Genomic DNA, 19,505 nt, shown 5'->3' with positions numbered 1-19,505 from the left:
GTTTAGCCTTCCTGGGGCATACCGGGGAAAGGAACACCGTTTGCGAGCGACGGGTTTGCGGCGAGCTTGGCGACCCACACGTCGGGGAACGAAGGATTGGGCACCTCAACAGCGGGCCGGAACTCACCCGCATAGGCGCGCTCGTGGATCTCATCGGGCGATGCGCCCTGTGCGCGGGCTTCGAGGAGCAGGTCGGGGTCGAACTGCGGGCCGAGCTGATCCTCAGCAAACTCTCGCGATGCCCACATCCACTCGGTCGACTTGCCCCAGTCGCGAAAGTTGTCGATCTGGATCTCGATGCCGTTGCCATCGGGGTCGTTGTAGTAGATCGACATCGTCATGCCGTGGTCCATGCAGAACGCGGGCATGATGCCCATGTCACGCAGGCGAGCGTAGTTGTCGAGCCACGCGTCGAAGTCTTCGTATTCGAATGCCGTGTGGTGCAGTCCAGCCGTGTGCGGCTTGTCCACGGGAGGCTTGGTGCCGGGAATGCGCAGCAACGCGATGCGGTGGTTCGCTTCGTCGTTGGTGAGCCACGCAGCGTGCTCCGAGTAGAACACGGGCTGCAGGCCGCAGACCGCTTCATAAAAGCGAACCATCGGGTCGATCTCCATGGTCATGAAGGTCGCGTGATGCAGCTTCGGAACACGGATCGGACGCGGGCGGGGGGTTCGTGAATAGACGGACAGCTCTGTCACTGGTTTCTTCTCTCTGTGATCGGGATGCAACCGGTCAGGCTGCGAAGGTGAGTGTGTCGACGCGAGGCACCCCGTAGGCATCGCGGTGGAAAATCATGGGCTCACGCTCAGAATCGACGTCTGCCGATCAAGCATGGTCCCTCCAATGTCGCCGGTTCCCTTTTCTTAAGCTGAACTGTACCGTACAGTTTGAAAGATGCAAGGTCAACACGTGTACCCGTGCCGACCGCGCATCCGCGGAGACAACTCAAAGGAGACCAGCCGTGCCCAGCCAGACCCCGACAATCCCGACTGAAATGGACGTCGAAATCGAGCCCATCGCCGGTCGATATCTGACACCCGTGGGCCTGGCGATGGCGGAAGGCGTGAGTGCCCTCCTCCCCACTATCCGCGCGCAGGCCCCTCAGGCAGAGCGCGATGGCAAGCTGTCGGCCGAGGTCATCCGCGGACTTACCGACCTGGGCATCTATAAGGCAGTTGCCCCCATCGAACATGGCGGATTCGCCCTCGGCGCGCGCGATCTCGCCGAGATCGCAATGGCCCTCGGGCGAGCCGACGCGTCTGCAGGATGGAGCTTCTTCGTAGCCTGCAGCCTGCGCATGGTGAGCTCATTCCCCGCACCCCTCGTTGAAGACCTCTACAGTCGCGCCGCCGACCACTCGGGCCCCACGGCCGCGGGCGGCTCAACGTTCGCCGCCATCACCGGCACCGCAAGCCGAGTAGAGGGAGGGTGGCAGGTGGAGGGCAAGTGGACCTACACCTCCGGCAACCATGACGCCGCCTGGATATTCGGCGGGGTCTCGTGGCACGACGGCGAGCGCGGCGGCCACGCCATCGTCATGATGGACCCCGCAGGACTCGAGCACCTCGACGACTGGCACGTCTCCGGAATGGGCGCCTCCGACTCAAACTCCGTGGTCACTCGCCAGCCAATGTTCGTTGCTGACAAGCACTTCGTCGATCTAGCAGACCTTCCCCTCCACATGAACTCGGTAGCTTCACGATTCACTGGGCTCGCCTACCAGGCGCGGGCCCGTGCGTCGATGCTCACGGTCGCTACGCAGAACATCGCGATCCTCGTCGGCATGGCCGAGGGTGCCTTCGATGTCTTCGCCGACCTAGCGCAGAAGCGCAAGCCCTTCAGCCCGCCCTACCCAACGATCGCCGAAATGCCGTCGGCGCAGGTGGCCGCGGGCAAGGCGAAGGCGAAGGTCAATGCCGCGAAGGCGATCCTCCTGCAGTACACCGACCAGATCGACCACTTTGCAACTCACGGCGGCGACTTCAGTGCGGATGCCGAAGCCCAGGGGTCGATGGACCTCGCATTTGCCGGGAACCTGTGCCAGGAGTCAATCAATCTCGGCCTTCAGATCATTGGCTCGTCGGCGATGGCCCTCTCGAACCCGCTCCAGCGCTTCTCTCGCGATGCCCAGGTCATCCTGTCGCACGGGGCACTGCGCATTGAGTCGCTAGCCGAAATCACGGGCCGCCGCCTCCTGGGCCAGGCACCGTTCGACATGTTCGCAGCCGGCCTGCAGAATAAGGCTCCGACGCCGCCGACACCTTCTTCTCATTCCATACGTTCCGAGTGAGCGGGGCGAGGGTGCCGGCGCGTCTTTTGGCCGCCGGCACCACCGCTAGAGGCGGTCACGTACGTGCGCTTCATCCCATGGCCCTCCGCCTCATAAACTTGGACTGAACTGTACAGAGGAGAAGTCATGCCGCAGGTACGCTCGCACGGCAAGAGCACGAAGCGGGATGCGATCCTTGCCGCCGCTGCAGAACTGCTCCTTGCCAACGGCTTCGATGGCACGTCAATGGATGCTGTCGCAGCGAAGGCCCAGGTCTCGAAGACCACGGTCTACGCCCACTTCTCCGACAAGGTCAAGCTCTTTCACGCCGTCATGGTGCACGCCTCGTCCACCCTCATTCCGAGCCTTCATGATGCGCTGGATCTGATCCCCAATGTCAGCAACGAACAGCGGCTGACGGTTGCGCTGACAGAGGTCGTGCGCGCGGCAACCGCCGCGGAACTCATCGCATTCTTTAGAGTGCTCATCGCCGAGCACGAGCGACGCGTAGAGCTTCACGGCGTTCTCGACGTCGCCCGGGTCGACTCAGGCACGCCAACGGTGGTCCAAATTCTCTCGCCGTTTATTGTGGCCGTGGCAGAAGAACGCAATATGAAGCTCGCCGATGCAGACCAGTGGTCGATATTCCTTCTCCGGCTCGCGGCCCCCACACTGCAATTCGACATTCTCACCTCCGATTTCACGCCCAGTGACGACCTGATTCGAATTCATGTCGAGTTGGTCGTGCGCGTCTTCTTGAACGGGGCGTTCCCTGCAGGACAATCCGAGGCCACACTGCCCGCGGGGTACGACGCGTATCCGTGGGGCCCGGCCTTCGAACGCTGATCCGCCCAGTTGAGCCACAAGGCCTGCGCTCATCGGCGGAAAAACCCCGGCTTCCGCTATTCGGAATACCCACCCACGTCTACCGCCCGCACGGTGGAATATGAGATATGCCTGAAACCGTCACCGCCGCGGACCTCTTCTCCCTAAAGGGACAGGTGGCGATCGTGACGGGCGCCGCATCGGGAATCGGCCGGGCATCCGCCGAACTGCTCGCCTCAGCAGGCGCAACCGTAATCGCAGCGTCACTGCCCTCCGACCATCCGGAGGTGGCCGCCGAAGAAGCTCGGCTCCGCGGTCTCGACGTCGAATCATTTGCCTGCGACGTGACCGACCAGAAACAACTCTCGGCGCTCGTGAAGCATGCTCTCGACCGACACGGCCGCATCGACACGGTCTTCTGCAACGCGGGTGTCGCTCTCGATACCGGGCCGCACACCGTCGGAACCGACACCGAGCTCGACCTCATGTTCGACATCCACGTGAGAAGTGTCATCAGACTCGCTAACCTCACGCTCCCGGTAATGGCCGATCAAGGCGGAGGCACATTCCTCATCATGTCGAGTCTTTCGGGGGTTCGAGGCAACAGCTTCCTCGGCCAGTATGGGGTCACCAAGGCGGCCAACGCTCAGCTCGCGCGCAACCTCGCCGTGCAGTGGGGTGCCCAGAACATCCGCGTGAACTCGCTCTCCCCCGGGGTCATCGCAACCGCCTTCGCCGAGCCCATTACCTCGAACCCGGATGCTGCGGCTCGTCGACTCGCAAAGACACCGATGCAGCGCTTCGGAGAGCCGTACCATGTCGCCGGAGCCGTCGTATGGCTCGCATCCAAAGCCGGGTCATTCATGTCAGGGCAGAACATCATCATTGACGGCGGGACGGTCATCAGCGATTGACCGGATCACCCTTGGCACCGCGACCCCCGCTGCCGATACAGCCCGTCGGCTCGGTTTTCCAGGTCGCCTATACGTGCGCGGATGCCCGCGAGACGGCACTCGCATGGACCGCGAGTCTCGGCATCGGGCCGTGGACCGTTCGGGGGCCATTCACCGCACCCGGTGCGCTCTACCGAGGCGAGCCCTACCGCGCCGAGTTGACGGTCGCCCGCACATTTGACGGCGCTCTGATGATCGAACTAATCCAGCAGCACGACGAAGAGCCCTCGATCTTTCGCGACAAAACCACCGCAGAGGGATATGGCTTTCACCACGTCGCCGTCGCCACGAATGATTTCGATACCCGAGCCCGATCTCTGAGCGAGGCCAGCGGGCAGGCGGTGTTCGAGGATGTGCTTCCCACGGGCGCGCGCGTAGCCTTTTTCGACGGTGCGCCGGGCCAGCCGGGCATGGTGGAGCTCGTAGAACTTACGTCGGCGCAGTCCGCGTCGTACGACAGCCTCCGGGAACTCTGCCGCACCTGGGACGGCACAGACCCCTGGCGCAGGCTCTGACCTCCACGAACAGAAAGAACCTCCATGGCGATCAGCACCATCAACCCCACAACAGGGCGAATCGAAGCCGAATTCGCCGCCCATGATGCCGCCGAAACCTCGCGGCGCATCACCGAATCGGCGGCAGCATTCGCAGCACTGGGCGAAACATGCTTCGACGAGCGCGCCGAGTGGATGCGGGCAGCGGCTTCTCTGCTCGAGGCGGAGTCTGAGGCGACTGCGCGGCTTCTCACCAGCGAGATGGGAAAACCGATCTCGCAGGCCAGAGCCGAGGTGCTCAAGTGCGCCCGCGCTCTTCGGTTTTACGCCGATAACGCGAGCACCTTTCTCGCCGATGAGCCGGTCGCCGACCCTGCCATCGTTGCGGCCCAGCGTGCCGTAGTCACCTACCGGCCGCTTGGGGTAATCCTCGCGGTCATGCCATGGAATTTTCCACTGTGGCAGGCCATACGCTTCGCCGCTCCTGCGCTCATGGCCGGCAACACCGCCCTTCTCAAACACTCATCGAACGTTCCCCAAACCGCTCTCTACCTCGACGCCCTGTTCGAGCGCAGCGGGTTTCCTTCCGGCTCCTTTCGTGTTCTGTTCATCGGCGCCGGCGACGTTGAATCTGTCATCCGGGATGCACGAGTGAAGGCTGTGACACTCACGGGCTCGGAGGGTGCCGGTCGCGCCGTCGCCGCCATCGCCGGGTCTGAGGTCAAGAAAAGCGTGATCGAGCTGGGCGGATCGGATCCATTTATTGTCATGCCCAGCGCAGATGTGGAAGCCGCGTCGTCGATCGCGGTGAAAGCGCGCTTCAGTAACACGGGGCAAAGCTGCGTCTGCGCCAAGCGCTTTATCGTGCACACCGATATCTACGACGAGTTCACGCGCCTATTCGTTGAGAAGACACGAGCGCTGAACGTCGGAGACCCGATGGACGAGTCGGTTGAGATCGGCCCACTGGCCACGGAACAAACCCGCGAAGATATAGCGGCGCTGGTCGACGACGCCATGGCCAAGGGCGCGAGCCTGCTTGCGGGAGGGCATCGTCCCGACCTCCCGGGATGGTTTTACGAACCGACCGTGCTGAGCGATCTGACGGATGATATGCGCATCGTGACCGAGGAATCGTTTGGTCCCGTTGCATCCCTCTATCGGGTAAACGATCTCGACGAAGCGATCACAATCGCTAACCAGACAGAATTCGGGCTCAGTTCCTCGGTATGGACGAACGACGCCGCGGACGAGGCGGCGTTCATCTCACGCATCGAGGCGGGGGCCGTCTTCGTCAACGGGATGACCGTCTCGTTTCCGGAGCTGCCCTTCGGCGGAATCAAAAACTCGGGTTACGGTCGCGAACTGGGGCGCCACGGCATCCGGGAGTTCACGAACGTCAAAACCGTCTGGAAAGGCTAACGGCGCTGCCGCACGGCCGAATAGCGCGCGCTGTCGTCAGGAGCGGCCTCGTGGCCCTCTGGCGATGACGTGCGAAGCCGCATCAGCCGCGGCGATGAGAGTGTCGGCGAAGGCGTTGAGAGCATCCTCGTCGGCAAAGGGGCCAAGATCGCTCACGGTGAGCACGAGCGCAACCTGGCCGTGTTCATCGAAGACGGGAACCTGCACGGCGGCGATGTCGCTGAGCGTCAAGATTGAGCTCGTGCTCACAATCGTCTGGGCTGCGTATTCGCTCCAGATCTGCGCGTACGACTCGCGCTCGGCGCTCGGATCTGTAATTGTGCCGATAAATCGGGCCGTGAGGTCTTGATCGACTGATACGCCAAATCCTCGGCGGCGTATTGCTTCGAGGCGAGCTTCAACCTGGCGGCGGTCGACGGCACCAACCAGGTGCCGCGCACGTTCCATCCAGAACGATCGCACCCGCTCGTGCGCCCACGCCGCGAACAGTGGCTCAACCGGTGCGGCGAAGGGAAGGGATATTCCTATGGCTCGCAGCGGGCCGGTACCCGGGGGGCTCTCGCCGGGCGCGACCGGCGCACTAGGCACCATTCCAACGACGACAACCGAATCACCGACCAAAGCCGTGACGGCGATGTCACGGCTCAACCGACTGGCGATGGGCGCGAGCACCTCCGCCGCCGCCTGCGCTGCCGCCAGCCGGTCACCGATCAACCGCGCGTCAACCGCCTCCGCAGGGATGGCGAAGGCGCCGAAGCCTCCGCGACGATAGAGAAGCGGAGAACCGATATCGGATGTGCTCACGCCGAAATCCACGACGGCACCGACAACGAGCTGGTGGTCTCCGTGACGTTGCACAGACTGCGTGCGAGCCTCAAACCAGACGACCGCGTCGTCGAGGCGGATCAGGCCGCTGTCTGTCGTCGTCAGACCCGATTGTTCATAGCGACCCTCGTCTTTTCGAACGAAGGAGCGCAGGAGGCTGTCGTGGGAGTCGGCGAAGACGCTCACCGCGAATCGGTCGGCGCCAACAATCGACTGAAAGGTCGACGACGAGTCGTCGCCGAAGTAACCCACGAGCGGTGGATCCTGGCTGATCGCCGTGAAACTGCCGACGACCATGCCAACGGGAGAGCCGTCGGGCAGTTGTGCGGTGACGAGCGCGACACCGGTCGGGTATTCGGCGAGTACTGCCCTCCATAGCTCCGATGCTTTCAGCGACATCGTCATGCCTTTCGCTCGCGCCCCATCCGGCTTTTTCCGAGGATGACGCTGCGCCGCGTATCAGTCGCTCAAGCATCGTCTATTGCCCGCGTGCATCAGGCAGGCGTTTTCTAAACTGATCAGTACAGCGTCACACCTCAGGTTCCATCAGTGTATTAGACAAATACTAAACCGTTTCGTTTTGCATGTCCCGTGGTGCACGAATGCGACAGTGGGGCTAGTGTTGAAAGAAATCGACACGAAGGGCTCCCGATGACTGCTGTGCAACCGACTCCGAAGCGCGCCGCGCCGCGGTCTCGAGGAGCGGAGCGTAAAGAGGACATCCAGCGCGTCGTTCTCGAGCTCGTTGCCGCCCGAGGCATCGAGGGGGTTACCGTCGACGCGATCGCGGCGGCGGCGAAAGCCTCCAAAGCAACGCTGTATCGCCGGTGGCCCACAAAAACCGATCTCATCCGCGAGGCAATCGAGATGTCATTCGGCGGCGATCGGCCGCACGATCCGGGCGACCTGGGTTCCCTTCGACTAGAGCTTCACGCGGTGCTCAGCGGCGCCGCTCGGATGCTCCGCGACAATCGCCGGCTCATCATCGCTCTCATGGATGGCGCCCAACGCGACGCAACCGTTTTTCGGCTCATGCGCCAAGAGACTCAAGAAAACGTGCGCGAGGCAACCCAGCGCCCGCTCCTCCGCGCAATCGCCCGCGGCGAGGTCGGCCCCGACGTGAACCCTGACCTCGTCACCGATATCGCCTTGCCGATCATGCACCATCGCTCAATCTGGAATGAGCCGATCGACGACCGTTTTCTTGATCACCTGGTCGACAACGTGTTGATGCCCCTCGCGAAGGCAGCCATGCCTGCTGCCTCCCGCAATGAAGCGCCCTCCGCGGTCTAGCCCACCCCGTGCAGTGAGCTGAGACTCTCTGCGCGCCCGACTCCGGGGTGAGCGGTTGCGAGCATCGCCGCAACGAGCTGCTGCGTGTAGGGCTGTGAAGGATTCCGCACGACGTCATCTGCCGGTCCGCACTCCACGAGTCGACCCTTCTCGAGCACAGCGATGCGCTCCGACATATAGCGAACGACTTCGATGTCGTGACCGATAAACAAATACCCCAGCCCCGTGTTGCTCTGCACCTCACGGAGCAGGTTGAGCACCTGGGCCTGCACAGATACATCTAGCGCCGTCACCGGCTCGTCGCACACGACGAGGGACGGCTGGCTCATCATGGCCCGTGCGATGGCTATGCGTTGCCGCTGTCCGCCCGAAAATGCCGCAGGAAAGTTGTCTTCTGTTCCCGCGGGCAGGCCCATCCTGCTCAGCAGGCTCAGCATCCGTCCCGTGCGTGCGGCGTCACTGCGCGGGATCCCTTCGAGAAGCGTGGCCCCGATGCGTCGCACGGGGTTGAGCGTGCTGTTCGGATCTTGGAACACCGCGCGAATGTGCGAACCGAAGGCACGGCGACCCCGCGCACTTAGGGCCGTCAGCTCGGTGCCGCGAAAGAAGATTCGGCCTGACGTCGCGGGAACCAACCCCAGAATCGCCCGGCCGATCGTTGACTTGCCCGACCCGGACTCGCCCAGAAGGCCGAGCGTCTCTCCTTCAGCAATCTCGAAGCTCACATCATCCACGGCACGGTGACGGCGAGCGCCCGACCCGTAGTCGACAACGAGGTTCTCAACCACGATCAGCGGCACATCTGACATCTCAGATCCTCTCCGTCAGCACGACGCTGACCGGCGCGACATACAACTCTTCGGCGAAAAGACAGCGACTCTGCTGGTCGACCCCGACCTGCACCAGCGGAATGTGAGATTGGGTGCACACGGGCTTCGCAATAGGGCACCGATCAGAAAATCGGCACGCAGCGCGGTGGGAGCCCGGGGCGGCAACCTGGCCCGCAATCGATGGCAGCGGCTTCGACCGATCAGAGTCTGCCTTCGGCCTGCATTCGAGCAGCGCGTGAGTGTAGGGATGGGCGCTATTCACGAGGAGATCTTCAAGCCGACCCGATTCTGTGATCTGACCCGCATACATAACGATCGCGCGATCGCACAGATAGTCGACAACATCCCAGTCGTGGCTCACAATCAGCAGCGCCATCCCCGTCTCGCGCTGCAGAGAACGGAGCAGGTCGAGAATGCCCAGCCTGATGGAAGCATCGAGCGCTGTCGTCGGTTCATCGGCGATGAGCAAAGCCGGCTCGCCCGCGATAGCACGAGCAATGGCGACTCGCTGGGCGAGGCCGCCCGAGAGTTCGTGCGGGTAGCGCCGGCCGACCACCTCGGCGTCTGCGATCTGCACCCTGCGGAGCAGCTCAAGAGCCCGGGCCTTCGCTTCGGCGCGGCTGACCCGATGGTTGAGTCGCACGATGTGGGCGAGCAGATCACCGACACGCATCGACGGCTCCAGTGTGCCCATCGGGTCCTGAAAGACGTAGGCGACGGATCCGCCCCGATACGACTGCAGGGGCTTGCCCTCAAGGTCCAGAACGGCCTGATCGCGAAAACGAACGCCGCCACCAACTGTTCTGCCTGCGGCCGGCAGGATGCGCGCGATCGCGCGGGCCACGGTCGACTTGCCGCAGCCGGATTCCCCGACGAGCCCGACCGCTTCACCCGGGCCGATGTCGAAGCTCTCGCCGTCGACGACCAGCACGTCACGGCCACCCGCCGAATACTCGACTTTCAGGTCACGCACGGCGACGAGGGCCGATCCCGGCTCAACCGGCAGAGATGGTTCCGTCTTTCTGCGACGCCGAGACACCCCGGTCCACGGATCGACCGTCGCCTCACGCACGGTGTCACCGAGCACGGTGAGCGCCAACACGGAGATCGCGAGCACAACCCCGGCGACAAACATCGGCCACTGCGAGCGAGAGAGCACGAGCACTGCGTCTTGAATCATGCCACCCCACGTGGGGTCTGGCGGCTGCGGTCCGAATCCGAGGAATGCGAGGCCCACAGTGAAGGAGATGCCCAACGCGGCTATGAGAGTCGCCTGCACGAGCAAGGGGCCGACAATGCGGGCGAGGATATGGGTTGCCATAATCCGCACGGGCGAAAGCCCCGCTACGCGTGCCGCATCCACGAAGTTCTCATGTCGGACAGCAATGACGGCACCACGAACGTTGCGGATGACGGGAGGGCACATGAGCACACCCAACAGCGCCATCGCCACCCAGAACAGGCCGTCGAAGACGCTCAGGATCACGATCGTCATGATGAGAACGGGCATTGCAAGGCCGATGTCGGCGATCGTTGCGATGGCGCGATCCCACCAACCCCCCAAGTACCCGGCACAAATGCCGAGCGGGATGCCGAGAGCGAGAGACACAAAGAGAACGATTCCGGCGTACCCAAAGGAGGGGATGCCCCCGAAGAGCAGCCGGCTCAACAGATCGCGGCCCAGCTGGTCTGTGCCGAGCAGGTGCTCAGGGCTCGGGCCGGCGAGAGACCGCACAAGATTGATCTCGTTCGGCCCGGGAATCGGCAAGAACGGCGCCATGAGGCATGCGCCGATGATGACGAAAAGCACTGACGCGGCCGCGACGGCCAGCGGTCGGCGCATGAGCCGCGAAAACGGCCCACGAACGGGCTTCGGTCGCGGGAGGGCAAGCGATCGGGTCGTCATCATGTTGTCCGCGCTTTCGGGTTGAGCCAGCCATATGCGATCTCTACGAGAAAGTTGACGATGACGACCCCGAGGCAGAGCACGACGACCACGCCCTGGATGACGGGAAAGTCACCGGTCTGCGCCGAACTCACGACAAGGCTGCCGAGCCCGGGGAGAGAAAATACCGTCTCGGCGAAGACCGTGCCGCCGAGCATTGCGATGAAAAACACTCCGACGAGCGTGACGATAGGGATTGCCGCATTGCGCAGCACATGCCTCCAGATAATCCGCCTCTCGGACATGCCGTCAGCGCGAAGGGCCGCCACGAAATCCTTAGCAAGCGATTCCTGCATGGAATCCTTTGTCTGCTTCGCGATGCCCATCATGGGGGCGGCAACGAGCGTAGCGACGGGGAGAACGAGCGAGTGCAGCCATCCCTGAATCGAGTGTGCTGGAGTGATGTAGCCGGTGGCCGGAAACAGCGGTGCTTGGATCGCGAACCACGTAACGAGAAGGAATCCGAGCCAGAACGGGGGAACAGCCGAAGCAACCACTGCCACCCACTCGAGCACGCGACTAACCCAGCCGCCTCGCAGCGCCCCCACCATACCGATCAGCAGGCCTCCAACGGTGGAGACGATCAGGGCGAAGACAACGAGGCTCATCGTGACCCCGATGCGCTGGCCAATCGTGGCCATCACGGGTTGTGAGGTGAGCAACGACTTGCCGAGATCGCCCTGAAATGCCGAAGATACCCAGTTCCAGTACTGCACAAGCAGTGGCTGGTCGAGGCCGAGCTGGGCCCGGACTTCGGCAAGCCGCTCGTCAGTGATCGAGTTACCGAGAACCGTCGCGGCGGGATCCCCCGGCGCGACCGCAATGAGAAGAAAGGTGAGAAGCGAGACGATTACGAGCAGCGGCACCGCAAGCGCAAGGCGCCACAGGAGCAGACGGATCACGGAATTGGCACCTCGTCATCCCCAACCCAGGTGGCATAGGGCTTCGGCGGCACCGGCACGAGCTGCGGTGCTCGCTCCACACTGTACTTCGTCTCGAACGAGATGGGTTCGTCGGGGCGGCCCGGCCCGTTGGGGATGGGTGGCTCCGGCGGAACAGGGCTGTCGACGACGCTCTTGCCGACTTCACTCGCCCACGTCTGATAGACGTGAAGATGCCAGATCTTCCACCCTTCGCTCGTGCGAAGGAAGTCGACCGAGTAGGTGCACCAGTACCAGAACTCGATGCGAGGGTTGCCCTCCACCCAGAAGAAGCGATGCACCTCGTGGCCGGGGGAGTTCCACACGGCCTTAGCCGTCTTCGCGTCGCCCGCGACCTCGATAATCGGCGTCGTGAGCGTGTGTTCGACGAGCTCACCTCGGCGGTCGGGCCTGGTGAGTTCCTTCTCGAAAGTCACGCCGAAGCAGCGGTGGGCAGCATCCCGCCCACGCCAGATTCCCGCGGGCATTTCGATGAGCACGTCGTCGACGTCTGCGAAGAGCTCCACAATGTCAGCGTTGCGGTAGGCCGAGTGGAGGTACTCGTAGGTGCTCATCACGTTCTGTATGGCCTGGGCGGCTTCGAGCCGTTCGATGCGCAGGCGGAGATCTTCGTCCACAAACAGCTCCTTCTCAGTACATCGCCTCGGCGTGAGCCCCGAGGCCCTGACCGAGAAGAACCCGACCCGCGAGCACTTGAGCGTGCCGCCAGTCGAGGGTCGTGTGGTTGCGCATGACGAGCGTGTTTCGCGCAATTCTGTCGTAGTCGGCGCCGTCGCGAAGAACGCTCGCCCCCGCCGCCTGAATGAGCGTGTCAACAGCCTTGAATGCCTCAACACCGCTTGCCGCAACATCCAGGTTCAGCTTCGCTCGCTCATCCATGGAGGGCTCTGCTGTGCCGGGAGCGTAGAGCCGCTCGGTGCGGCTTACCGCGTCATCGAGCAGGAGTCCGGCAACCAGGGCCTCCTGTGCTGCGCGGCCATAGGCTGCGTGCGCCTCAGGCTCCTCAAGGTACGGAACCCCGCTGGCCGGTCGGATGCGCTTCGCCATCAACTGAGGGAAGAGCTCAAGCGCTCCCTCAGCAGTGCCAACGGCGACGGCGCCGTGAATGAGGGACAGCACGCGATACATCGGATATTGCAGGGCCGCATAGGAGGGGTAGAGGGCAGCCCCGTCATTCTCCCGCGACGAATACTTGATGAAGTCGGTCACCCGATGCTGCGGTATGAACACATCGTCTAGTACGAAGTCGGTGGAACCGGTCGCTTTCATACCCGGAACGTGCCAGGTGTCGAGAACCTCGCCATCCGCAACTTTCGAGATCACAGCGAGAGGGCCTTCGGCGCCCGCCGCAGCGACGACTATCCACTTCGAATGCAGCACCGCTGATGCGAAGCGCCATCTACCCGTGACTCGGTAGCCGCCGTCGACGGGCACCGCGGTACCCGGGGGCGCTGCAACGGCCGCGGCGAGCGCGGGACCGTCGGCGAATACCTCAGCCTGAGCAGAGGCGTTGAGCCGAGAAAGCAACCATTCGTGGGACATGAGAAATGCGGCAACCCACCCAGCCGATGCGTCGCCCCGCGAGAGAGCGCGCACAATGTCGATGAAGGCGCTGAAACCAATCGCCGAGCCGCCTGTTTCTTTCGGCCGCATGGCCGTAAAGAACCCCGCATCGCGAAAAGCCTCGATCTCTACGTCGGGAAGCCTGCCGATGCGCTCGGCCTCGTCAGCATGTTCGCGCAGAAGCGGCACGAGCGCCACGGCTCGAGACACAAGTGTGGCCTCATCGACTGCAGTATCAATCACAACAAATCCTCTGTATCGGACGAAGCTACGGGATGCTCGGCAGACCACCGGAGAACGTCGGATCAAGGTTGCGACCGAGAGCATCCTTGCCGGTGAGTTCTGCGAGCGGATCGAAGCGGATAGCACCGTGTGACGCGAGCACCCGCAGGTCTCGATGGGCTCTCTGGATCGGGTTGCTCAGCAACGCGACAGACGAACCGAGCGCCTCTTCGAGGTCGGCGATCGCGTCGCGGCACAGACGAATCGCAAAGATGAGGTCCATATGCGTGCGCGATGCCTCGGTCGCTGTGAAGTCGAGGCCCTCGAGGCTGTTCCTGTCGATGCCATCCGCGATGCTCTGCACAACGGAGCGGGCTGCATCGATGGCAGCCTGCGAGCGCCCGACAACGATCTGGGTGCCCGGTGAGTCTGCGATGGTCGCGTACGGAAGGTTGAACGGTGTGCGCTTGGGCGCCGAGCTGAGGAACGACTCCAGCGCCCCCTCCGCGAGGCCCAGCGCGACTGAGGCAAGGTTAAGAGTGATCGCAACGATGCGGGCTTCGCTCGGCCAGCCGAACGCGAGGCCGGCAAACCTTTCGTGCAGTCCGTTCATGCGGTCGGGCATCTCGTGCAGGTCGAAGAACCGATCTGTGGGGATGAACACATCATCGTCAGCGACAATCGAGTTGCTTGCCGTGGCCGACATGCCGGTGACGTTCCAGTCCTCGATGATGCGACACGTCGAGGTCGGCAACAGGGCAAGGCCGCGGCTGGGCGTGCCGTCGGGTTTCACATAGTCGGCACCAACCATCGCCCACGTCGCTGTTCGGCATCCGGTCGCAAAGCCCCACTTGCCTTTGACCTTCCACCCGCCCGAAACGGCGTGAGCGGAGCCGACCTGACGGGCAAACACGGAGGCCCCGACGAGACGCGGCCCGGGAACGTCGGCGGACGACGCGAAGACTTCTGCCACAGCTTCGTCTGAGTAGGCCGAAACTAGGTTGTGGTTCGTCGCGGCAGCCTGCGCGAGCCAACCGGCCGAGCCGTCACCGCGGCCGACGGCCTCAAGCACCTCAACGAGGTCGCGGGCACCGGATGCTGTTCCGCCATATTCGATCGGTGTGCCGAGATCCCACACACCGATCTGCTTGAGCTGACGGTTCACTTCGTCGGCGAGCCCGCGCCCCTGTTCTGCTGCGGGGCCGAGCTTCTGCATTTCTGGCACAAACTCGAGCACCTCGTCGCGCATACGGCGCCCGGTGTCGGTGAGCATCGAGCTCGGCGTCAGCGTGTCGCGAGCCGACAGCTGCTCAACCTTGACTGCTTCAGTCACGTTCTTGTCCTTCTTGCTTGAGGTGCGGTGAGATCTCTCGACCTCGCGCCGGTCGGTGGCGCGGGTTCAGTCTTGGATGGCGCCGGGGGGCGGTGAAGCTGCGCTCCAGTGCTCGGTCATCCGCCCGCCTCCCACTCGAAACATCGTGGGGATGTTGCGGCGGGAGCCATCTGGGTTGCTTGCTTCGAGCAGAAGCGCCGCAATGTCGCCCTCGACGACAACACAGACGGGCATGGGCGGCCAGAGGTCGATGCCGGCCGCAGCTGCCCCCTTGAAGAATCTCGCCAGCGGCTCGCGGCCGTCGGTGAGGTGGGCGTCGTGCTGCTTGTAGCCTTCGTCGATGAATCGTTCGAGGAGAGCATCGATATTGCCCGCGATGTCGCCCGTAGCGACAACCATGGCCATCTGCCGCTGAAACTCGACAGCGATGCGCTTGACTTCGCGAACCTCGGGGTCGTCGGCTTTGATCAGCTCTTCTATGAACTGCTCGTCGTCGACCCAGCTGCGAAAGAAGCCTGGGTCGGCGATCGTCGCCAAGGGCCCTGCGAATGTGTAGGGGGGCAGGGCCGCCGGCGTTGCAGCGGCCCGTTCCTCGCTCAGTTTCCGCTCCACGATTCTCCCTTGTTGGGGGAGATGGGGTTGGGCTCCGGCGTCAGGTACGACGCCGGCACGCTCTTCACTCCGGGCTGAACCGCGGTCAGACGGGGAACCGATATCAGTGTCACGGACCACTGGATCTCATCAATCGCTTCGGTGACCTTCACGAGAAGCTCGTCCTGCTCGTCGGCCGGTGCCGTGACTGCCGCGGTGAGGGCGTCGGTGACGCTCATCGGCAGGGGCTCGCCGTTGGGGTTGATGGGGCCGACCCCCGACATGCTGCCTGTGACGTGTCCAAAGACGTTCGCGCCACCGGCGTTGTAGATGTAGGCGGGGAACCCTCCGTCCGTAAGGATCTTGCCCATGAGGGCGGTGAAGGGGTCATCGTTTCGCTCAAGCGTCACGTTGATTCCCAAGGCCTGCAGTGCTCCCTGCACTGCTTGGCCGAGAAGGTTGCCCGGGTCCATTGCCGACGGGGATGTCACGACGAGGTCGAATCCGTTGGGGAAGCCAGCCTCGCTCAGCAACTGCTTGGCCCGGTCGAGGTCATACGCGTAGGGGTCTTCTCCCGTGTGCCCGGGAAGGCCGGCGGGTGTCGCCGAGCTCGTGGGCGTCGCGAATCCGGCGTAGAGCGACGAGTTGAGATCGTCTCTCGGGATGGCGTGCGCAATTGCCTGGCGAACGCGGACGTCTGCAAGGGGCCCCTCCGTGCGATCGCCGAAGACGAGCATCGCGGTTCCGGATTCACCGATTCCGAGGGCACCCTTTGACATCTGCATGCCTGCTGACTCTGCCTGGCCCGCAAGTGGCGCTAGGAGGGAGACCGCATAGGTGACCTGTCCGCTCGTGAGTGCGCTACCCAGGGCCGAGGGGTCAGAGAACGGCTTGATTACGACGGTGTCGTAAGTGAGCGTCTCCGGTGCGAAGTAGTGCGGGTTTGGCACGTAGGTGTACTCGGTGCCGCTGGTCGACTTCTCCGGGTCAAGCTGGTACGGGCCCGCGCCGTTGGTTGTCGCCTCGATCGACTCGGGGTCTGCGGTGGCGGCCGGGGCCGTGATCATCGCGAATGCGCTGTCCTGGTTGAGCAGACTGAGTGCGTACGACTGCGGCACGGGGTTTTTGAACGCAATCTCGACGGTGTCATCGGCGGTAGCCGTCACCCCTGCGATCTGCGTGCCGTACTGCTGCAACTTCGGCGACATCGTCGTGAGAAAGCGCACCATTGAGTTCGCCACAGCATCGGCATCGACCTCGGTGCCATCGCTGAACTTGGCATCGGAGCGCAGCGTGAGCGCGATCGATGTGTTGTCTGGGGCGAACTCCCATGACGACGCCAGGTATGGTCCGTACTCCCCACCCGCGGTCTGGTAAACCGGGGTCGCATAGGCGAACTGGTTGTACGTGGGCAGGTTGGAGTAGATCGGGTCGAACTTGCCGACATCCTGCGTGACACCGACGATCAGTGCCCCGTCTGTGCTGGACTCAGACGGCCCCGTGTCAGCGGCGCAGCCTGCGAGCATCAACGACGCGCTGGCAAGAACGGCTGTGGTCCATCGGATGCCGCGGCGGCTTGGCCCGCTTTGGCGTGCGTGTTGCAGTGACTTCATTGTCTACTCCAGGGTTTGACGGATGCGATTTCTGCGCGGCGGTAGCCGTCGCGGGTCAGTCACCGCAAGTGTGTACTACACCGGACTGTTCTGTCAACGAATGTCGTTGAGAACGTAGTGTCCTCGCGCAACTTCCCCGTATTTACGGGGAAGAATGGCCATCGCTCCTCTCAATGAGGTAGCGTACGCAATCGTACACTTACTAGAGGAGCGCATGATGGCCAACCCCGACTACCTCGAATCAAACAAGCGCCTGGTTCTCGATTACTTCCACGACGTCGTCGCGTCGTTCGATATCCGTCCGTTGCCGCGATTCATTGCCGAGAACTTCGCCCTGCACGGCGCCGATGATCTCGTGGGGATCACGTCATTCGAAGAGATCCTCCTGCGGGACTTTGCCGGAGCCGACCCCCTCGCGCCGGAGGACGTGAAAATGATCCCGCCGGCGTTTGTCATCGCCGAAGGCGACCTCGTCACGATCGCCTTTTACATGCCCATGGCCGATCCCGACGTTCCCGGGCAGCACTACGACTACTTCGGGTTCAACACGTACCGGGTCGAGAACGGCAAGATCGCCGAGCGCTGGTCGAACGAGCATCGTTACGCCCGCCCCCAGTTTCTGCCCCAGGCCGCTTTCGGCAAGCACCCAACGCAGCCTCAGCTTGTCGGCGAGACAGATCTCGAAAAGAACAAGCAGCTTGTCAGCGATTTCTACGATCAAGTATTTGGCACCCTCAGTCCCGACCGCGTGAAGGATTTCGTGGCCCAGGATTACCTTCAGCACTCCTCTCACATGCCTCAGGGCCTCGCTGGGCTAGAGGCCTACGTCTCGGAACTTGCGGCGCAGGCTCCCGAGCTACCCGAGGGAGCAGCCCCCGGCAGCCCTCCTGCGCCTGCCGTACTGCATGCCGAAGGCGACATCGTCGTCATCGCGGCCCAGTTGCCTCAACCGCTGCATGATGAGCCGACGGGCAGCTGGAACTACTTTGCCTACGACGCCTACCGCGTCCGAGACGGAAAACTCGCGGAGCACTGGAGCGGCATCGACAAGCACGCTCGACCGACTCACCCCTAGACAACCGGGCACTCGTTAACAGGCGCCTCCCCGCACACTGCAGGGAGGCGCCTCACTGCGCTCCGCTATTGTGCCGGGGGCTCGTTCGAGCCCAGCAGACCAGATCCATGGCGCGTCCATGCGCTGTCGTTAAGGGTCGCGTGTTGCGCGAGCGTCAGGATGTCGCGGAGTCGGCGCTGCAACGGAGCATCGTCGAATATGCCGCGAGCACCATTCGTGCGAAAACACGTCTCGACAACGTCGATGCAGGCATCGACAACCCACGCGCAGCTGGCCGCGGCGCTTGTCATGAGCTGCATAAAGTCGGTCTCGTCATCGACTTCGCGCAGGGCGGCAGCATCCTCGCGGATGAGCGCCCGAGCCGCGCGCAGGGTTGTCGCCACGCGGCCGATCCGATGCTGAGCCACGGGGTCGTCGGCGATGCTTGTGCGGGCAAGCGCCCTCGTCCTTGCCGACGCTGAGGCTGCAACATCGTCCAGCGCGCCCTGGGCAACCCCGATTGCGATTGTTGCGAGCTCATAGCCGAACTCGATGAGCGGGTATCGGGTGATGCCGGCAACGCTCGGCACCGCTCCGCCGAGATCGAAGGTGAACTCGTCGGCGACAAATACGCCAGCGAGCGCGAAATCCTGGCTGCCCGTGCCCCTCATTCCGAGCGTTTTCCAGGTGTCGATGATCTCGGCCACGTCCTTCGGCAGCACCATCGCCCGCATCGACGGACGACCGCCAGCACCGATCACCGGTTCGCCGTCTTTGACGACAATGCAGTTTGCGAACAGAAAATCCCAGTTGTCGCATCCGCTGGCAAAGCCCCACCGACCGTCGACGAGGTAACCACCGTCAACGACGGTTGCTCGCCCCTGGGGGCCGAACGCCCCTCCGATCGTGACGTCTGGGTTCTCGGAATGCAGTTGGTCAAACGTCGACCGGGAGAGCCAAGAGAAAACGGCAGGGCTTTGGATGCCGATGGTGGTGGCCCAGGCCAGCGACCCGTCGATTCGCGCGAGAGCCTCGATGACGTCGAGCACCTCGTCCGAGGTAGCTTCGAGCCCGCCATGGCTCGCCGGCAGCAGCAGGCGGTAAAATCCGGCCTCGCGCAATCGGTCGTGGATATCCGCGGGCACGCGCTTGGCGCCCTCGAATTCCGCGATGCGGTCACGGAGTTCATCCGCAAGTCCGTTCACCGCGGCGAGCACGGTCGCTGCACTCGTGGTCATACTGGGCGCGTCTATCATCGCGATCCCTTTCCAAACGGCATCGTCGCCGCTTCATGAGAGGATAAGTTGAACTAAACGGTATCGTACCGTTAGG

The 19,505-nt window shown here is 63.3% G+C and carries 18 protein-coding genes; 7 read left to right on the top strand and 11 right to left on the bottom strand.

All coding sequences use genetic code 11. The annotated features are described in order from the left end of the window. Nucleotides 1–2 precede the first annotated feature (2 nt). On the bottom strand, nucleotides 3–698 hold the full coding sequence (locus tag AC062T_RS00275) for a VOC family protein (RefSeq protein ID WP_199220434.1): 696 nt from the start codon (nucleotides 696–698) through the stop codon (nucleotides 3–5). Nucleotides 699–961: 263 nt separating this feature from the next. Here AC062T_RS00275 and AC062T_RS00270 point away from each other — a divergent pair, with 263 nt between their 5' ends. From AC062T_RS00270 to AC062T_RS00250, 5 genes are all read left to right on the top strand, one after another. After that, the gene (locus AC062T_RS00270; protein ID WP_158268802.1) at nucleotides 962–2,290 is read left to right on the top strand and encodes an acyl-CoA dehydrogenase family protein; all 1,329 of its coding nucleotides are present in this window, start codon (nucleotides 962–964) and stop codon (nucleotides 2,288–2,290) included. A 126-nt stretch (nucleotides 2,291–2,416) separates the two neighbouring features. Beyond that, a complete protein-coding gene (locus AC062T_RS00265) occupies nucleotides 2,417–3,115 on the top strand; it encodes a TetR/AcrR family transcriptional regulator (RefSeq protein WP_108518406.1) in 699 nt (232 codons plus the stop codon). Between the two features lie 107 nt (nucleotides 3,116–3,222). Beyond that, nucleotides 3,223–4,008 carry an SDR family NAD(P)-dependent oxidoreductase gene (locus AC062T_RS00260; RefSeq protein WP_108518408.1) on the top strand — a complete coding sequence of 262 codons (786 nt, stop codon included), beginning with the start codon at nucleotides 3,223–3,225 and terminating at the stop codon, nucleotides 4,006–4,008. A gap of 11 nt (nucleotides 4,009–4,019) precedes the next feature. Then, complete coding sequence (locus AC062T_RS00255) at nucleotides 4,020–4,562, top strand: VOC family protein (RefSeq protein ID WP_476026272.1); 543 nt, start codon at nucleotides 4,020–4,022, stop codon at nucleotides 4,560–4,562. A 24-nt stretch (nucleotides 4,563–4,586) separates the two neighbouring features. Continuing rightward, on the top strand, nucleotides 4,587–5,963 hold the full coding sequence (locus AC062T_RS00250; RefSeq protein WP_476026270.1) for an NADP-dependent succinic semialdehyde dehydrogenase: 1,377 nt from the start codon (nucleotides 4,587–4,589) through the stop codon (nucleotides 5,961–5,963). Nucleotides 5,964–5,999: 36 nt separating this feature from the next. On the opposite strand, the gene AC062T_RS00245 is transcribed toward AC062T_RS00250, so the two are convergent. Further along, nucleotides 6,000–7,187: a flavin reductase gene (locus tag AC062T_RS00245; RefSeq protein ID WP_158268804.1), complete on the bottom strand. Its 1,188-nt coding sequence runs from the start codon at nucleotides 7,185–7,187 to the stop codon at nucleotides 6,000–6,002. 252 nt (nucleotides 7,188–7,439) lie between these two features. Here AC062T_RS00245 and AC062T_RS00240 point away from each other — a divergent pair, with 252 nt between their 5' ends. Next, nucleotides 7,440–8,081, top strand: a complete 642-nt coding sequence (locus AC062T_RS00240; protein WP_108518415.1) for a TetR-like C-terminal domain-containing protein — start codon at nucleotides 7,440–7,442, stop codon at nucleotides 8,079–8,081. Here AC062T_RS00240 and AC062T_RS00235 read toward each other — a convergent pair. From AC062T_RS00235 to AC062T_RS00200, 8 genes are all read right to left on the bottom strand, one after another. Further along, nucleotides 8,078–8,890, bottom strand: coding sequence for an ABC transporter ATP-binding protein (locus AC062T_RS00235; RefSeq protein ID WP_108518417.1), 813 nt, complete (start codon nucleotides 8,888–8,890; stop codon nucleotides 8,078–8,080). The two genes, AC062T_RS00240 and AC062T_RS00235, sit on opposite strands and share 4 nt — an antisense overlap. A gap of 1 nt (nucleotide 8,891) precedes the next feature. Further along, a complete protein-coding gene (locus AC062T_RS00230; protein ID WP_476026266.1) occupies nucleotides 8,892–10,820 on the bottom strand; it encodes a dipeptide/oligopeptide/nickel ABC transporter permease/ATP-binding protein in 1,929 nt (642 codons plus the stop codon). Continuing rightward, complete coding sequence (locus tag AC062T_RS00225) at nucleotides 10,817–11,758, bottom strand: ABC transporter permease (protein ID WP_108518421.1); 942 nt, start codon at nucleotides 11,756–11,758, stop codon at nucleotides 10,817–10,819. Before AC062T_RS00225 ends, AC062T_RS00230 begins: the two co-directional genes overlap by 4 nt. Next, nucleotides 11,755–12,414 carry a nuclear transport factor 2 family protein gene (locus AC062T_RS00220; RefSeq protein ID WP_108518423.1) on the bottom strand — a complete coding sequence of 220 codons (660 nt, stop codon included), beginning with the start codon at nucleotides 12,412–12,414 and terminating at the stop codon, nucleotides 11,755–11,757. Before AC062T_RS00220 ends, AC062T_RS00225 begins: the two co-directional genes overlap by 4 nt. A 13-nt stretch (nucleotides 12,415–12,427) precedes the next feature. Beyond that, a complete protein-coding gene (locus AC062T_RS00215; protein WP_158268806.1) occupies nucleotides 12,428–13,603 on the bottom strand; it encodes an acyl-CoA dehydrogenase family protein in 1,176 nt (391 codons plus the stop codon). 25 nt (nucleotides 13,604–13,628) lie between these two features. Beyond that, nucleotides 13,629–14,915 (bottom strand): acyl-CoA dehydrogenase family protein, encoded by a 1,287-nt coding sequence (locus AC062T_RS00210; RefSeq protein ID WP_108518425.1) that lies wholly within the window; start codon nucleotides 14,913–14,915, stop codon nucleotides 13,629–13,631. Between the two features lie 66 nt (nucleotides 14,916–14,981). Next, nucleotides 14,982–15,527 carry a nuclear transport factor 2 family protein gene (locus AC062T_RS00205; RefSeq protein ID WP_108518427.1) on the bottom strand — a complete coding sequence of 182 codons (546 nt, stop codon included), beginning with the start codon at nucleotides 15,525–15,527 and terminating at the stop codon, nucleotides 14,982–14,984. After that, nucleotides 15,512–17,119 (bottom strand): ABC transporter substrate-binding protein, encoded by a 1,608-nt coding sequence (locus AC062T_RS00200; protein WP_108997650.1) that lies wholly within the window; start codon nucleotides 17,117–17,119, stop codon nucleotides 15,512–15,514. The genes AC062T_RS00205 and AC062T_RS00200 overlap by 16 nt, the downstream gene beginning before the upstream one ends. Nucleotides 17,120–17,336: 217 nt before the next feature. On the opposite strand from AC062T_RS00200, the gene AC062T_RS00195 reads away from it, so the two are divergent. Then, nucleotides 17,337–18,194, top strand: coding sequence for an ester cyclase (locus AC062T_RS00195; protein WP_199220435.1), 858 nt, complete (start codon nucleotides 17,337–17,339; stop codon nucleotides 18,192–18,194). A gap of 65 nt (nucleotides 18,195–18,259) precedes the next feature. Here the strand turns inward: AC062T_RS00195 and AC062T_RS00190 are convergent, their stop codons facing one another. Beyond that, nucleotides 18,260–19,411 (bottom strand): acyl-CoA dehydrogenase family protein, encoded by a 1,152-nt coding sequence (locus AC062T_RS00190; RefSeq protein WP_476026261.1) that lies wholly within the window; start codon nucleotides 19,409–19,411, stop codon nucleotides 18,260–18,262. Nucleotides 19,412–19,505 lie beyond the last annotated feature (94 nt).

The organism is Homoserinimonas sp. (assembly GCF_056262345.1).
Note: the sequence above shows the minus strand (reverse complement) of the source record. Positions and strands in the feature narration are given on the sequence as shown.

Coding starts and splice junctions, on each gene's coding strand:
- AC062T_RS00230 (WP_476026266.1), bottom strand. CDS start 10,820: ATGATGACGACCCGATCGCTTGCCCTCCCGCGACCGAAGCCCGTTCGT.
- AC062T_RS00195 (WP_199220435.1), top strand. CDS start 17,337: ATGGCCAACCCCGACTACCTCGAATCAAACAAGCGCCTGGTTCTCGAT.
- AC062T_RS00265 (WP_108518406.1), top strand. CDS start 2,417: ATGCCGCAGGTACGCTCGCACGGCAAGAGCACGAAGCGGGATGCGATC.
- AC062T_RS00250 (WP_476026270.1), top strand. CDS start 4,587: ATGGCGATCAGCACCATCAACCCCACAACAGGGCGAATCGAAGCCGAA.
- AC062T_RS00245 (WP_158268804.1), bottom strand. CDS start 7,187: ATGTCGCTGAAAGCATCGGAGCTATGGAGGGCAGTACTCGCCGAATAC.
- AC062T_RS00235 (WP_108518417.1), bottom strand. CDS start 8,890: ATGTCAGATGTGCCGCTGATCGTGGTTGAGAACCTCGTTGTCGACTAC.
- AC062T_RS00260 (WP_108518408.1), top strand. CDS start 3,223: ATGCCTGAAACCGTCACCGCCGCGGACCTCTTCTCCCTAAAGGGACAG.
- AC062T_RS00190 (WP_476026261.1), bottom strand. CDS start 19,411: ATGACCACGAGTGCAGCGACCGTGCTCGCCGCGGTGAACGGACTTGCG.
- AC062T_RS00200 (WP_108997650.1), bottom strand. CDS start 17,119: ATGAAGTCACTGCAACACGCACGCCAAAGCGGGCCAAGCCGCCGCGGC.
- AC062T_RS00240 (WP_108518415.1), top strand. CDS start 7,440: ATGACTGCTGTGCAACCGACTCCGAAGCGCGCCGCGCCGCGGTCTCGA.